At 26.9% G+C, this 14,951-nt stretch carries 20 protein-coding genes; 7 read left to right on the plus strand and 13 right to left on the minus strand.

The genetic code is table 11. The features are described from left to right. Window positions 1-7: 7 nt before the first annotated feature. From ACZ5RS_RS07945 to ACZ5RS_RS07965, 5 genes are all read right to left on the minus strand, one after another. On the minus strand, window positions 8-376 hold the full coding sequence (locus ACZ5RS_RS07945) for a hypothetical protein (RefSeq protein WP_464634217.1): 369 nt from the start codon (window positions 374-376) through the stop codon (window positions 8-10). Window positions 377-518: 142 nt separating this feature from the next. Then, window positions 519-866, minus strand: a complete 348-nt coding sequence (locus ACZ5RS_RS07950; protein WP_464634219.1) for a hypothetical protein — start codon at window positions 864-866, stop codon at window positions 519-521. Window positions 867-975: 109 nt separating this feature from the next. Next, on the minus strand, window positions 976-2,211 hold the full coding sequence (locus ACZ5RS_RS07955) for a Y-family DNA polymerase (protein WP_464634221.1): 1,236 nt from the start codon (window positions 2,209-2,211) through the stop codon (window positions 976-978). After that, window positions 2,211-2,609: a LexA family protein gene (locus tag ACZ5RS_RS07960; protein WP_464634223.1), complete on the minus strand. Its 399-nt coding sequence runs from the start codon at window positions 2,607-2,609 to the stop codon at window positions 2,211-2,213. Before ACZ5RS_RS07960 ends, ACZ5RS_RS07955 begins: the two co-directional genes overlap by 1 nt. Window positions 2,610-2,677: 68 nt before the next feature. Then, entirely contained in the window at window positions 2,678-3,694 is a 1,017-nt protein-coding gene (locus tag ACZ5RS_RS07965) for a hypothetical protein (protein ID WP_464634225.1), read from the minus strand. Window positions 3,695-3,818: 124 nt separating this feature from the next. Here ACZ5RS_RS07965 and ACZ5RS_RS07970 point away from each other — a divergent pair, with 124 nt between their 5' ends. Next, window positions 3,819-4,415 carry a carbohydrate-binding family 9-like protein gene (locus ACZ5RS_RS07970; RefSeq protein ID WP_464634227.1) on the plus strand — a complete coding sequence of 199 codons (597 nt, stop codon included), beginning with the start codon at window positions 3,819-3,821 and terminating at the stop codon, window positions 4,413-4,415. On the opposite strand, the gene ACZ5RS_RS07975 is transcribed toward ACZ5RS_RS07970, so the two are convergent. Genes ACZ5RS_RS07975 through ACZ5RS_RS07990 form a run of 4 tightly spaced genes read right to left on the minus strand, consistent with a single transcriptional unit; the run spans window position 4,401 to window position 6,857 of the window. Beyond that, window positions 4,401-5,225: a tRNA threonylcarbamoyladenosine dehydratase gene (locus tag ACZ5RS_RS07975; protein ID WP_464634229.1), complete on the minus strand. Its 825-nt coding sequence runs from the start codon at window positions 5,223-5,225 to the stop codon at window positions 4,401-4,403. The two genes, ACZ5RS_RS07970 and ACZ5RS_RS07975, sit on opposite strands and share 15 nt — an antisense overlap. Next, window positions 5,194-5,847 (minus strand): TatD family hydrolase, encoded by a 654-nt coding sequence (locus tag ACZ5RS_RS07980; RefSeq protein WP_464634231.1) that lies wholly within the window; start codon window positions 5,845-5,847, stop codon window positions 5,194-5,196. The genes ACZ5RS_RS07975 and ACZ5RS_RS07980 overlap by 32 nt, the downstream gene beginning before the upstream one ends. A 4-nt stretch (window positions 5,848-5,851) precedes the next feature. After that, the gene (locus ACZ5RS_RS07985; protein ID WP_464634233.1) at window positions 5,852-6,169 is read right to left on the minus strand and encodes an AzlD domain-containing protein; all 318 of its coding nucleotides are present in this window, start codon (window positions 6,167-6,169) and stop codon (window positions 5,852-5,854) included. Next, window positions 6,162-6,857 carry an AzlC family ABC transporter permease gene (locus ACZ5RS_RS07990; protein WP_464634235.1) on the minus strand — a complete coding sequence of 232 codons (696 nt, stop codon included), beginning with the start codon at window positions 6,855-6,857 and terminating at the stop codon, window positions 6,162-6,164. Before ACZ5RS_RS07990 ends, ACZ5RS_RS07985 begins: the two co-directional genes overlap by 8 nt. A gap of 75 nt (window positions 6,858-6,932) precedes the next feature. On the opposite strand from ACZ5RS_RS07990, the gene ACZ5RS_RS07995 reads away from it, so the two are divergent. Genes ACZ5RS_RS07995 through ACZ5RS_RS08005 form a run of 3 tightly spaced genes read left to right on the plus strand, consistent with a single transcriptional unit; the run spans window position 6,933 to window position 8,660 of the window. Continuing rightward, the gene (locus tag ACZ5RS_RS07995; protein WP_464634237.1) at window positions 6,933-7,673 is read left to right on the plus strand and encodes a hypothetical protein; all 741 of its coding nucleotides are present in this window, start codon (window positions 6,933-6,935) and stop codon (window positions 7,671-7,673) included. A gap of 23 nt (window positions 7,674-7,696) precedes the next feature. Beyond that, window positions 7,697-8,266: a TetR family transcriptional regulator gene (locus ACZ5RS_RS08000; protein WP_464634238.1), complete on the plus strand. Its 570-nt coding sequence runs from the start codon at window positions 7,697-7,699 to the stop codon at window positions 8,264-8,266. A 22-nt stretch (window positions 8,267-8,288) separates the two neighbouring features. Continuing rightward, complete coding sequence (locus ACZ5RS_RS08005; protein ID WP_464634240.1) at window positions 8,289-8,660, plus strand: DUF6326 family protein; 372 nt, start codon at window positions 8,289-8,291, stop codon at window positions 8,658-8,660. Here ACZ5RS_RS08005 and ACZ5RS_RS08010 read toward each other — a convergent pair. Then, window positions 8,657-9,403 carry a class I SAM-dependent methyltransferase gene (locus ACZ5RS_RS08010; RefSeq protein ID WP_464634242.1) on the minus strand — a complete coding sequence of 249 codons (747 nt, stop codon included), beginning with the start codon at window positions 9,401-9,403 and terminating at the stop codon, window positions 8,657-8,659. The two genes, ACZ5RS_RS08005 and ACZ5RS_RS08010, sit on opposite strands and share 4 nt — an antisense overlap. A gap of 33 nt (window positions 9,404-9,436) precedes the next feature. Next, window positions 9,437-10,828 carry a sodium-dependent transporter gene (locus tag ACZ5RS_RS08015; RefSeq protein WP_464634244.1) on the minus strand — a complete coding sequence of 464 codons (1,392 nt, stop codon included), beginning with the start codon at window positions 10,826-10,828 and terminating at the stop codon, window positions 9,437-9,439. A gap of 226 nt (window positions 10,829-11,054) precedes the next feature. Here ACZ5RS_RS08015 and ACZ5RS_RS08020 point away from each other — a divergent pair, with 226 nt between their 5' ends. Genes ACZ5RS_RS08020 through ACZ5RS_RS08030 form a run of 3 tightly spaced genes read left to right on the plus strand, consistent with a single transcriptional unit; the run spans window position 11,055 to window position 13,588 of the window. Beyond that, complete coding sequence (locus ACZ5RS_RS08020; protein ID WP_464634246.1) at window positions 11,055-11,933, plus strand: DUF3737 family protein; 879 nt, start codon at window positions 11,055-11,057, stop codon at window positions 11,931-11,933. Window positions 11,934-11,954: 21 nt separating this feature from the next. Next, window positions 11,955-13,145 carry a MalY/PatB family protein gene (locus ACZ5RS_RS08025; protein WP_464634248.1) on the plus strand — a complete coding sequence of 397 codons (1,191 nt, stop codon included), beginning with the start codon at window positions 11,955-11,957 and terminating at the stop codon, window positions 13,143-13,145. Further along, entirely contained in the window at window positions 13,142-13,588 is a 447-nt protein-coding gene (locus ACZ5RS_RS08030; protein ID WP_464634250.1) for a MerR family transcriptional regulator, read from the plus strand. Before ACZ5RS_RS08025 ends, ACZ5RS_RS08030 begins: the two co-directional genes overlap by 4 nt. 6 nt (window positions 13,589-13,594) lie before the next feature. Here the strand turns inward: ACZ5RS_RS08030 and ACZ5RS_RS08035 are convergent, their stop codons facing one another. Together ACZ5RS_RS08035 and ACZ5RS_RS08040 are read right to left on the minus strand one after the other, a co-directional pair. Then, window positions 13,595-14,263, minus strand: a complete 669-nt coding sequence (locus tag ACZ5RS_RS08035) for a flavodoxin (protein WP_464634252.1) — start codon at window positions 14,261-14,263, stop codon at window positions 13,595-13,597. After that, window positions 14,256-14,942 (minus strand): DUF4405 domain-containing protein, encoded by a 687-nt coding sequence (locus ACZ5RS_RS08040; protein WP_464634254.1) that lies wholly within the window; start codon window positions 14,940-14,942, stop codon window positions 14,256-14,258. Before ACZ5RS_RS08040 ends, ACZ5RS_RS08035 begins: the two co-directional genes overlap by 8 nt. Window positions 14,943-14,951: the final 9 nt, after the last annotated feature.

Here is a 14,951-nt window from a genome sequence, read left to right on the forward strand (position 1 = left end):
ATAGGTCTCAATATTTTTTTGTTTGATATTTTTTATTAATATTATATAAAATAATTATTGATGCAAAAATAAAACAAGTTACAGCAATATATAAAACATTATCAAGTAGATCATTATTTATAATGTATACCAACCCTCCGATAATATATAAACTCATCGCTATAGATGATAATATTTTATCTCTAAAATCTTTTTCAAACAAAACTAACAATCCAGCAATAAGCATACAAAAACCTAAAAATAATGGTTTATTATATGAAAGGTTAATTTCATTAACATTATTGGTTTTATAAATGCTTAAAATTATGAATTGTACACAAATAAGCACAAAAAAGAAGACACTAGTTAGACCTATGACTTTTTTGATTTTTTTCATAGTCTTTCCTCTTTTCATATCAATTTTACAGTAACAATTGTGAAAAAATCAATATTTTTTTATTACAACCTATAAAATAATTAACATTTTTTTAATAATTTAATACAAAGTTAGTTAAATATATAATTTTTCGTTTTTTGAATTATTTTTTTTGTATAGTAGTAAAGTTATAAAGTTGAAAGATGGAAAATATAAAACTAACTATTGCTACATATATAAGGTTATCATAAATTTGATTACTAAATATGTATATAAAGCCTCCCAATAAATAAAGGATAGCTGAAATGAGTATCAGATATTTATTTGAATTTTTTTTATTTATCAAATTTATAACACCTGCTATAAGCATAGAAAAGCTTAATAATAGGGCATTATTAAAAGCGATTTGTTCTATATTAATATTGCCTAAGCAATAAATTGTATATTGAATTAAAATAAGTATTGCAAAAAATATACTAACAAAACTTATTATTCTATTAATTTTTTTCATTTTATTTCCATATGGTTGTGAAAATGTACTATAAATTGTGTAGAAAATCAATATTTATTTATTACATGATTTTTATTTTTATACAAAATAAATAGTAGATGTATTTATATTATAATTTTACAATAGGAATTTCATCCCATTTTGTTGTATATCTTGGAGATAGCTTGTTTCTAGCTTGTAAGTTATTTTTTTCTAATTTGTTTGTAGCTCCACTAGCTATTTTTTTTCTTCCATATGCTTTAGATATTTCATTAACAACTTTTGCAAGTTTATCTTGTTTTTTTAATAGTTCATTGTGCTGAGCACTATCAAAAAGATTTAATTGTCTATAATTAGATTGAGATAATTCGGTTGCCCAAATTCTGCAGCCTTTATATTTATCTTCCTTATAAATTTTGTTTAAAATTGCTTTTGTTGCAATAATTAAATTTGGGATATAATTTGTAGGTTCTTTTAAAAATATAGTTGAAATAGGTGATATATAATTTTCTTCAAATCTATTTGTGAAAATATTTAAACTTAAAGATTGCGCACTTAAGTTTTTTTCGATTAATTTCTCTCCAATTATAGTACAGTGACAGGCTATAGCTTCTTCTAACTCTTCAATAGATGTTCTAGGTTTTGAAAATGTAATTCCACTACAAATATATTCATTTTTTGGATTTTCTATAGTAATACAAGGGATACCTTTTAATTCTTTTACCGTTTCAAAAGTTGTTATACTAAGATTTTTTTTAATCCACAATTCATTTTTTTGAATTAGGTCATAGGCAGTATGAACATTGTGAGCTTTTAAAAATTTTGCTTTATTCCTTCCAATTCCCCAAACTTTACCAACCTCAGTTTTTAATAAGGCTTTTTCTTCCCATTCAGGTTTTAAATAAAGACAATTAGATTCAAGAGTTTTTCCTATTTTATTTGCAATTTTTGCTAAGGTTTTTGTTCTTGCAACGCCAATTGATACTTCTATTCCAATATCTTTAAGTATTGTTTTTCTGATTTCTTCTGGTGTTAAAGATTCGGGCATAATAAAAAAAGCTTCATCAATTGAGTAGGGAGAAATTTTACCAACAGTAGATTGTAAACAATTCATGACTCTATCAGATATATCTTGATACAAAGTATAATTAGAAGAGAAAACTTCTACATTGTTTTGTGTTAATAAATCTTTGTATTTAAAATAAGGCATTCCTCTTTTTATATTTAATTTTTTAGCTTCGTTAGAAAGAGATACAATACACCCATCATTATTAGAAAGAATTACAATAGGTTTGTTTCTTAAATCTGGTCTAAAAAGCTTTTCACAAGAGGCGTAGAAGGTATTACAATCGCAAAGGCCAATCATTAACGTAATGTCCTTACAACAGCAGTAATAACTCCAAATAAAGCAAAATCATCTACATTGTTAATTTCTATATCTTCATATTGATTGTTTTCTGGATGAAGAAAAATTCTATTATCTTTGATTTTTAATCTCTTTGCAGTAAATTCGCCTTGATATTCTGCAATTACTAAATCATTATTTTTAGCTTCAATGCTTTTGTCGACAACTAAAATATCTCCATCAAAAATTCCCGTTTTTTCTAGACTATTACCACTTGCTCTAAGGCAGTAAGTGGAATATTTATGTTTTAATAATAGATCGTTAAAATCTAAAGGATTTTCTCTACTATCTATTGCGGGAGATGGAAATCCACATTTAATTGGTATTTCCATTAGAATTGTTGGTGCGTCGTTTTTCATAACCTAAATATGAATATCTTTCTTGCATTTGTCAATTCAAAATTGGTAGTAGAGAAAATTAATTTTTTTTAATTACATGTAATAATTATTTTTGTACTTCCTAAAGTGCCTGAAATTCCATCTATGTAACTAAATAAATCGTATCTATGTTCACCTTTTACTGGTAGAATTGTTAATGTATTAGTAGTTTCGCCTTCAATAGGAGCTCCTTCATAATACCATTGATAATTTATTTGATCTTCAGTATATCCATCTGGAATAGTTGTAGGGCTAAAGATTAAAGTCATTTCTTGATTTTCTATTATTGTGGTTGGCGTTGAAGTTATAACTCCTTGAATAGGTAAATGTGTATTACAGGTAAAAGTAATCCCGTAATCTAAAGTTGTATCACCAATTATAAATGTATTTGAGCCTAAAGTAGTATGATTTGCTAATACCCTTAATTGTTCAGCAAATCCTGCTAGTTCAGTTGTTCCGCTAAATAGTTTTGAAGCTATTATATAACTACCGGATGGAAGTGGGGTACTAACTATTGCATGACCATTTTCATAAGTAATTGTATCGGCTATTTCATATTCTGAGAAATTGTTGTTTTCTAATTTATAATATGTGGTTATAACTCCCACTTTACTTGAATCTACTTGATCAACATTCCAATATAAATCTATATCGATTTGACCCTCGCCATTGATATAATCTAAACTAATATTTACTTTGGATTGTGAATTAAAAAGATAATAAGTGCCACTGCCCTCAACAATAGCTTCATCATTTTTATTATATCCTGTTACTGAAATATCCCATTTTCCTTTTACAAGATCGGTTAATAAAGTGGTTTGTTCAATAGTTTCTAGATTAAATGTTTTATCGTTTGGACCAATTCCATTTACAATAAACTTAAAAACTGTTAATTCATCATTACTGGGGCATATATCTCTTGATGTATTAGTTTTTGCTTTACTTGTAAGAGATAATTGTAAATCAATTAAATTAGAATTTCCTTCATCGGCACAGCCGATAAAACTTAGACAGATGATTGTAAAAACAAAAAGAGAAAAGGCATATTTTATTTTTTTCGATTCCATTTTATACTCCTAATAAAAAAGTAGAATTTTAATTCTTAATATTTAAAAAGAGAAAAATTGTGAAATTGCTTGAGTTTTTTTCTAAAAACGCTAAAATATTTTTCATGTGCTTAAAAGGTTTTTTATGGATGAGATAATAGTATTAAATAATAATATAGATAAAGATAAGCAAAAATATAAATTAAAAGCTTTATGGAACAGTGGAAAAAATATTGAAGTATATTTACAAATTTCACATGATCAAAAAAATTTAATTTTAGATTTCGATGTTTTTGAAGAAGAAATAAGGCGAGAATCAAAATTTAATAATGATAATGTATATGAAGATAGTTGTCTTGAATGTTTTCTAAAAAATGAGAATTCAGCAGAATATTTAAATTTTGAAATTAGTGCAACTTCCTTTTGTTTGGTTGGAAAGGGTAAAGATAGATTTAATAGAAAACTATTTGATACAAAAGATATAGAAGACATTTCTAGAGAAGTAAATATAATTAGTGATGAAAAAAACAACTGCCATTGGACATTAAAGATATTTATTGATTTATATAAATGGAACTTAATAAATTGTGATAAAGAGATTACTGGACAAAAAATTTCAGCCAATTTTTATAAGTGTGGAGATAAATTACAAAAGCCACATTATTTAGCTTTATTTGATATTGATTCAGAGGCTCCAAATTTTCATGTATCAAAAAGTTTTAGGAATTTAAATTTTCTTTGATTTTTTATGCTGTAAAAATTTTTCTTTAGAGTTAAAAGCTGGTTCTCCAGTAAATTCCTTTTCTCCTAGCAATTCTTTTAATGCTAAATGGGCTAAGTTTAAAGCAAAAATACCAGTTAAAGTAGGTAGAGATCCTAGTACATTTCTAACTCTACCTCTTTCAAGAATTTGTTCATTAAAATCAACATGTTCTTCCTCTTCAGGTTTTTTGTATTCGTATCTAGGTAATTCTGGAGAGAATACTACTTTTATACCTCTATCAACTCCTCTATGACGAACTCTTTTTCTAACGAGTTTTGCCAAAGGACATCCATAAGTATCAAATAAATCTCCACATTGAACTAGAGAGGGTTCTCTTCTTAGTGCAGCCCCCATAGAGCTTATTATGTTTATTTTATTAAGATAGCAATATGTTATTAGCGAGCATTTAGGATTTAAAGAATCAATTGCATCAATAACTAAATCTGCATCTTTATCTATCAAGGATTCAGCTGTTTCTTCACTAAAGAAGCCTTTAATAGCTTCTACTTTGCAATCTGGATTAATTGATAATACTCTTTCTTTTGCAACATCGACTTTTACTTTATTTAAAGTATCCCATGTTGCAATAATTTGCCTATTAATATTAGTTACACCAATTTCATCAAAATCAATAAGTTTAAAAGAGCCAACACCACATCTAGCTAAGGATTCTAAACACATACTTCCTACAGCACCCATCCCAACAATTATAACTTTCTTTTCATGAAGTAAATTTACGTTATCATCTCCGATTAATCTAGAAATTCTCAAGAATTGATCTGAATTCATTGTTTATATCCTTAAAGTGTATTGCTCCTTTATCTTCAAGTGTTGAAATAAAAGAGGTAAAATAATTATTGTAGCCTTGGTCGGTTATTTGATCCCAATCGCTTTCTACTAAAAAGCCTAAATTATCTAAATCAGTAATATTATTGAATAATTTAGTCTTAATGATTTTGGGATTGATACTAACAATAACATTATATTTTTTCAACTGTTTTGCTAATTCTAGACTTTTATTAAATCCATGATAAATAATATATTTGGGGAGTTTATTTATATTCTCTTCTAATATTTCAATTAATGCGGAATTAGCATTTACTATATGTATTGTTAATATTCTATCAAATTCATATGCAATCTTAATGGCAGAATTGAAGAATTCTAATTGTTTATCAAAATTAGAATATCTTTTATCGAGGCCAATTTCTCCAATATGGAGTTTATTATTTGAATTTAATCTTTTTTTTAAGTGGTTTTCAAAAGACATTTTATCCATAGTTAAATTATCTGCTAAAAGACCCAGACTTTTAAACTTAGCTAAATTATCCCACTCATTTATTGAAGATGTAGCATAAAAAGCATTTTCTATTGCAGGACTTTTTGTAAAATGACGATGAAAATCAAACATACTCTTATAATATCATTAGTAATAAATATGTTGCAATAACACTAAAGATAATTGAGATAATCATGTTAAATTTTAAATAACCTAATAGGAAAGCTATTAAAACCCCTACTAAAGAAGCAATCCATAATGGATTAAAATCAATTAAAGAAAAAGGAAATATCAAAGCACCTAAAGCTGCTATTGGAAGAATTTTTAATTTTTCTTTTATTTTTTCAGGTATTTTATTTATTATTGGAGAGAAATAAGGAATAAAACGAGGAAGTAGAGTAGCTACAGAGGCTATTAAAATGATTATTATCATAGGTAAATTAATATTAAACATCTTCACTCCTTAAGATAAATGATCCAATAACTGTTGCAAGTAGCATTGCTATTACAAATGACCAACCAATAGCTAGTTTAACAATTAGTATTAAAAATGAATTTATTAATGCAGAAATCAAACCAACAATTACAATTTTATATCCATGATTTCTAGTTTCATGTCCCCAAAGAGATGCAAACATTGCATATAAAGTTATAGCTAGAGCTAATTGTAATTTATGAGGAAGAGCAATTCCAATCAAATAGCCAATCATTGTGCCTAATATCCAACCACAATAGCTAGTTAATTCTAAAGAAAATAGATATGAAAAATTTAATTTTTGAGGCTTTAATATTGCTACAGAAAAAATTTCATCAGTAGTAGAGAAAGCTACAATGATTTTTTGAAGTAGTGTAATATCTTCAGGTAATTTTTGATTCAAGGATGCACCCATAAATAAGTATCTAAGGTTTATTAGTAAAATAGAAACAAATAATTCAAAAATTAATGCACCATTTGCTAATAAATTGACCATTAAAAATTGACCACTACCAGCAAAACTAGTCATACTAATTAAAGTACTGTAAATAAATGAAATGTTAATATTTCTGCAAACTAAGCCAAAAGCTATAGCTGTAGAAAGGTAGCCTAAAAAGATCGGAAATCCATCAAGAAAACCATCTTTCTTTGTTAATTTTTCATACATGAGGTACATACTATTGAGTAATAGACTTTTCATCAAGTCTTTTTATTGTTACTATTAGAATGAATTGGAGGAAATATGGCATTTTTTTTAGATAGTTTAGGATTAAGTGAGCTTTCACGCAATCAAAATGAAATAATTGATTTATTTACAAATTTAGAAAAGCAACCTGGTGAGGATTATGATTATAAAACATATAAATATGATGATGGCTTAGAGTTAGTTGCTAGAATAAAAAAAGATAGTAAAGATTATGATTTTGTAGGAGTTGATTCTCATTTTGTTAATTCAAATAAGTATGTTTGTAAACCTGTTTTAAGTTTAGGGCAAACAACTGAACTACCTGCAGTACTTTTTGCTTCTTTGGATGATAGTAGTGCTTTTATAGCAAATCTATTACACGCAGGATTAGTAAAAGGCGAGATGAATGAAAAGAGTAAAGTTAGTTTACAATTATGTGCTTATCCTTCATCATTAGAAGTATATGAAGATAGAAAGGCTTATGAAGATACTGTAAAAGACGCTATCTTAAAAGATAAGTCAGTTCTACCTTATTATTATATTAAGAGCTTAGAAAAAGATTTATCACAAGAGGAAATAGACAGATATCAAAATAATTTGTTATTTAATTTAATTGCTGCTAAAGTAATAACTACTAAGGAATATAAATTTGGTGCAAATCCTTGTTATGTATCAACAATTGATACAATTTTAGGGGATTTAGATATAATTTATAGCAAAAATATTTTGAATAAACCATTAACAGAAAACTCATACATAGTTGGAGCCTTTTATTTAAGTGCTGAGTTTTCCCTTTAAGGAAAAAAAGAATAGTTTTTATTATGGCAAATAACTTATTAACAAAAAATGCTATTGCATTTTCAATGAAAAAACTAATGGAAAAGAAAGCTATTAGTAAAATTTCAGTCTCTGATATTTGTAGAGATTGTAGTATTAATAGAAAAACTTTTTATTATCATTTCGGCGATAAATATGAATTGCTAATTTGGATATTTAAAGAAGAAGTTGTTGATTACACTTTGAAAGAAGTTGGAACCTTGCAAAATTATGATGGGGCTTTATGCTTTTTGTCTTGCATTTATAAAAATCAAAATTTTTATAAAAAAGCCTTCCAAGAAATGGGGCCTCATAGTTTGCGTGATTATTTTGGTGATGTTTTAAAACCAATTGTAGCTGATATATTGGTATCTGATGGATATGAGAGTGAACTCCCTATTGTTGCAGATTCTTTTTCAGACTTTTTAGTATCATCTTTTTTAAGATGGTTAACTAATTATCCTGTATTAGAACCAAATGATTATTTAGATCAATTGATTAGTGTTGGGTCTTTACTTTCAGTTAAATTAGCAGAATTATTTTTTGAAGCATTCAATAAAAAAGGTGATGACTAATTTTTAATAAGAGGGGTGAATTATGAGTAAGAAAAAATGTTTATTATTTGCATTATGGGTATCTGTATTAATTAATATGATATATGCAGATATTTTATCTTTGATGGATGCATCATCCCCAATTAGAAGTATTATGGCTGGTACATCTTCTGTCCCAGCCGGTGGATTATTAGTTGGTGCCATATTAATGGAATCAGCTATTGTTATGATAATTTTAAGCCTTTTTGCAGATAAGAAATTCTATAAATGGGTCAACTTAGTAATAGCTATAGTTAATATATTAGCAGTTATTTCTGGTGGCCATGGTACATATTATATTTTCTTTGCTATAATTGAAGTAATTACTTTATTAGCTATTATGGTTATTGCTTTTGTTGATTTAAAAATAAATTAATTTTTGTTTGAGATTATCTCAGTAGTATAATTAAATTTTACAAACCCATTAGTATTTTCTTTTTCAAATAATTCTTCTATTGCTTTATAGAAAGAGGAATAAGCTGAATCAGATTCTTCTGGTGTATAAGATGAAGAAAATACTCTTCCTTTGAATTGTTCAAAATTAAATATCTGATAGTTCTCAAAGGTTACTTTTTCCCACTTCTTATCAAAAAATAAATCAAATTCTTTATCAACTAAATTTTGATGATTTACTGTATTGTAATCATTAGAAAGGTCTTTTAATATTTGATCGTATTCTTTAAGAAAAGGGGTATTTGTTAATCTATTATTCCAAATTAAAAAGATATTTGATTTAGGTTTTAATATTCTATTAAATTCTAATTTGCATTTTTCAATATCAAACCAGTGGAAAGCTTGGGCTACGGTTATGGCATCTAAACTATTGTCTTTAAGGGTAGTGCTTTCAGCTGTTGCATTGATTGAAAAAAAATTATCATATTTTGATAATGTGCTTTGTGCATAATTTCTCATTTCATCATTTGGCTCAACGCAGTAAAGGCTTTTTACATTATTAATTAATAATTTACTTAAAATTCCAGTCCCTGATCCAATATCTCCAACGATGCTATTTTTATTTATTCCTTTATTAAATAAATAAGATATAGCATCTTGAGGATAACTTGGACGATATTTGACGTAATTGTCTACTCTTGAAGAAAATCTTTTTGTATTATCCATTTTTTATCCTTTTTAATGGATAATAATTGATTTTTATAAATTAATCCATCCAAAAACGTTAGCAATTGAACTCAGTAGAATTATGATTAAACAAATTGCATCTAAATATTTAATAAAGAAGTTATATAATTTTTTTCTTTTGAATTTTGAAGAATATTCAACTTCTTTAGCAATTGTATCAAGTCCAATAACTCTAACAATTAAAATCAATGTTGCAATAGCAGCAATAGGCATCATTATTGAATTTGTTAAGAAGTCGAAGAAATCTAATATTCCCATTCCTAATATTGAAATGAAATCTAAGCTACTAAATCCAAGAGCTGAAGTAGATCCTAAAACAATCATAATTATACCAATAATTATACTACTTTTTATTCTACTCCAACCAAATTGATCTTCAAAAGTTGAAGCGCTAGTTTCTGCTAAAGATATAGCACTTGTGATTGCAGCAACGAATACTAGTAAAAAGAATATAATACCAGCAATTGAACCAAAGCCCATACTTGCAAATACTTTTGGAAGTGTAATGAACATTAAAGATGGTCCTGCTTGCAATGTTGTCTCTCCTGGTGAGAAGGCAAATACTGCAGGAATAATCATAAGACCAGCTAAAATAGCAATAGCTGTATCAAAGATTTCAATTTGAGAAGTTGATTTTTCGATATCTACATCTTTATCAATATATGAACCATAAGTATATAAAATACCCATAGCAATAGATAGAGAATAGAACATTTGTCCCATAGCAGCTACAACGGTCATTAAAGAGAATTTACTAAAATCAGGGATTAAGAAATATTTAACACCTTCCATTGCACCTGGTCTTGTAATTGAATAGATTGTAACAAAGATAGCTAATATTACTAAAAGTGGCATTGTTATTTTTGATACTCTTTCAACACCTTTATTAACTCCCAGTATGATAATAAATACTACAATAACAGAAAAAACAATGAACCAAAGTTCAACACTAGCTCCATTTGTAATAAAGCTTGTAAAATATTCGTCTCTAGCTAATGGATTTGAATTAAGTTTTATATATTCAAATAGATATTTAGTAACCCAACCACCAATTACACAATAGTAAGGGGCGATTAGCATTGGAATAATGGCATTAATCCAACCACCAAATTTAAAGGAAAACCCTTTACCAAATGTTTGGAAAGCTCCAACAGGACTTTTTTTTGTCATTCTACCAATTGTAGTTTCTGATATAATAAGTGCATAACCAAATGTAATCATTAAAATTAAATAAACAAGTAAAAAGACTCCACCACCATATTTTGCGGCTAAATAGGGGAATCTCCAAATATTTCCTAATCCAACAGCTGAACCTGCAACTGATAATACATATCCCATTTTACTTGAAAAACTATTTCTCTTTTTTTCATGATGCTCTACATTATTTGCGCTAGCTTTTTCCATTATATTCCTTCTCTATAAATATATTCAAAATTTAGTTTTCATAAGGTTATCATCTGAGTATGTTTACAATCAAGTATCTATAAATACAAAATTTTATTTATTTTTTGATGTATACATAAATTATAAAAATTTCCAAAGTTAAAAACATAAAAAAGATGAAAAAAATAGCTCATACCTCTTGACCTAAAGTTAGCTCTATGGTTAGTTTTAGTACTGAGGTAAAATAATGGATAAAAAAATAATTAATCAACAAATTTTAACCGGAGAAAGAGCTCTATTTAATAAAGCAAATCTCTCTATTACAAATACAATTTTCGAAGATGGAGAATCTCCATTAAAAGAATGTCACGATATTGATGTAAAAAATAGTGTCTTTAAATGGAAATATCCTATTTGGTATAGTAACAATGTAGAAGTAAATGATTCTATTTGGTCAAAAGATGCTAGAGCTGGAGTTTGGTATACTAATTCAATTTCTGTAAAAAATAGTCTTATAGAGGCCCCAAAAAACTTTAGAAGATGTGATGGGGTTACTTTAGAAAATATTAGTCTTTCAAACGCTTCAGAAACTTTATGGAATTGCAAAAACATTGAATTAAAGAATGTTAATGTAAGAGGTGATTACTTTGCTATGAATTGTGAAAACCTTGATATTGATAATCTAGATTTAGTTGGTGGATATTCTTTTGATGGTGTAAAAAACATGACAATTAGAAATTCAAAGATCTTAACAAAAGATGCTTTCTGGAATAGTGAAAATGTAACAGTATATGATTCATTTATTTCTAGTGAATATTTAGGTTGGAATGCTAAAAACTTAACTTTAATCAATTGTACAATCGAAAGTTTACAAGGAATGTGTTATATTGATAACTTGGTACTAAAAGGATGCAAGTTAATTAAAACTGATTTAGCTTTTGAATATTCAACTGTTGATGTTGATGTTATTGGTAAAATTGATAGTGTAAAAAATCCTACATCAGGAATAATCAGAGCAGATGAATATGGTGAAATTATTCTTGAAGAGGATAAGATTGATCCATCAAAGACACAAATTATCAGTCGCTTAGATAATGAAAATGCTAAAAAAGTTATTAATTTTTAAAATTAAGTAAGGAAAAATATAGTGAAATATGACTTTGATACTATTGTTGATAGAAGAAATACAAATAGTTTAAAATGGGATGTTAAAGAAAATGAATTACCTATGTGGGTTGCTGATATGGATTTTAAAACAGCACCTTGTGTTATTGAATCTTTAAATAACAGAGTAAATCATGGAGTATTTGGTTATTCTATAGTCCCTGATTCTTGGTATGATGCTTATATTAAATGGTGGAAAGAAAGACATAATTTTGAAATTGAAAAACAATGGTTAATCTTTTCCACTGGAGTTGTTCCAGCAATTTCTAGCATTGTAAGAAAGTTAACTACTGTAGCTGAAAACGTAGTTATTCAAAGTCCTGTTTATAATATATTTTATAATTCAATAATTAATAATGGAAGAAAAGTTTTAGAAAGTCCTTTAGTTTATGATGAGGGAAAATACTCTATTGATTTTGAAGATTTGAGAGAAAAATTGAGTAACCCACAAACAACTCTTATGATTCTTTGTAATCCTCATAACCCTGTTGGAAAGATTTGGGACAAAGAGACTTTAATAAAAATCGGAAAACTTTGTAAAGAAAACAATGTAGTAGTTTTATCCGATGAAATACATTGTGATATTACTATCCCAAATAAAACTTATATTCCTTTTGCATCTGTAAATGAAGAATGTAAGCAAAATAGTGTAACTTGTATTTCTCCAACTAAAGCTTTCAATTTAGCAGGTATGCAAAGCTCTGCTGTAATGATTGCTAATAAATTTTTAAGAGATAAAGTGGAAAGAGGTTTAAATACCGATGAAGTTGCTGAACCTAATGTGTTTGCTACAACAGTTGCTACTGCAGCATTTAATGAAGGGGGCCCTTGGTTAGATGCTTTAAGAAAATATATTTCTGATAATAAAGATTTAGTAACAGATTATATAGAAAAAAATATACCTAAGATAAAAGTTATTGATGCTGAAGCAACATATCTAATGTGGCTGGATTGTAAAACTATTACAAGTGATAGTGAAAAATTAGCTGCCTTTATACGTCATGAAACAGGATTATATTTAACAGCAGGTGATCATTATGGTAAAGGTGGTGAAGGCTTTTTAAGAATGAATGTAGCTTGTTCAAAAGAGATTGTAATTGAAGCTTTGGATAAATTAGATAAAGCAATAAAATTGGTTTATGAAAAATTAGATTTAGGAGGTAATTTGTTGTGACCTATTCAATTAGTCAAGTAGCAAAGAAATTTAATCTAACAATACATACAATAAGATATTATGAAAAAGAAGGTGTATTACCTTTTATAAAAAGAACAAAAAGTGGAATTAGAGAATTTGACCAAAAAAGTCTTGATGCATTAAACATGATAGAATGCTTAAAAAAGACTGGTATGTCTTTAAAAGACATTAAAGTATTCCAAGATTGGTGTGCTGAAGGGGATTCTTCAATTGAAAAACGAAAAGAAATGTTTGAAGAAAGAAAAAAAGATATTCTAGGCCAAATTTCGGAATTACAACATGTATTAAAGTTAATTGAATTTAAGTGCTGGTATTATGGCAAGGCTTCAGAATTAGGTTCTGAAAAAGCTGTAATGGAGTTAGAGAAAGACAAAATACCAGATGAAATTAAAAAATTATATCAAGAAACTCATGATTATTAAAAACTATTAAAATCCTAAATCAAATAACCAAGTATCAACTTTGCTTTGTGCTTGGTTAATTTGTGATCTATATATTCCAATTTCTTTTTCTATATTTGCTGATTTTGGTAATAGTGGTTTTAAATCTTTAATTGTTCTTGCAACACCGCTAGTTCCATGTGTTACAAAAGGAATAACTGTTTTATTTGATAAATCATTTTCTTCAACAAATGTTGCTACAGCCATTGGAATGGTGTACCACCAAGTAGGAAAGCCTAAAAATACTATATCATAATCAGAAATATTAGGTACTTCATTTATTAATTCAGGTCTAGCTTTTCTAGCTTTTTCTACAGAAGCTCTATTTAAACATTCATCCCAATAACAAGAATATTTATCTACTACTTGGATTGAAAATAAATCTCCTCCAGTTTTATTTTGGATAATTTTAGCAATTTTAGTAATATTTCCTGGTGGAATCACACTAGCACTTGAAGTAGCATCAACTGAATCTCCTTCCATACTAAAAATATGATTAGTTTCATCTTTAATAGCCTTTGCCCTATTTATTATTTCTGTATTTTCTGCCCAAGTAAAATATGCTATAAGAATCTTGGATTTTGATTGTGCAAAAATTGGAGAAATTATATTTATTAATATTATTGCTAATACTATTTTTTTTAGTTTGTTATTCATTTATTTTTCCCTTTGTTTTCTTTTTTGTATTTAAATTTAAATAATATGTAATTGATGAAAATAAGATAATCATTGATACATAATCAAATAAAAATGATGAGAGTGATTGTTCAAAATCAAAGAATACAAATTGAACTCTTAAGAACATATATGATATTAAATTATGTTTATAAAATGCATATATTCCAAATATAGATAATATTAAAAATAAGGTTTTGAATATTATTTTTATCTTTTTGTTTAAAAAAAAGTTTGAATTTTTATTTATAACATTAATTATGGTATTTACGTGTAATCCTAAATGTAAAGCAGAAAGTATAAAACACCAGTAAGAAGATACCATATGTAGCACTCTTGCAAAATTTATACCCTTATCTATGTTTAAAAAGGAAAATACATATGAAGATAATATTATGCTACTTATTATTAATCCGATGACAGATATTAATAGTAAAATATTTAAGCTAGTAATTAGTATTTTTTTTAAAGTATTTTTAGTCTTTAAGATAGATTTATACCATCTCCAATTTAATATATTATGAATTATCCATAGAACAATCATAATAGTACCAATTATTTCATGGGTTAAATCCATGGTGAAAATATATCCCATAAGAATAATTAAGGTAATTGTCATTAAAATATCTATTGTTATTTTGTACTTTAGCCTTGATGGCATATTTAATCC

Source organism: Pleomorphochaeta caudata, from assembly GCF_055395745.1.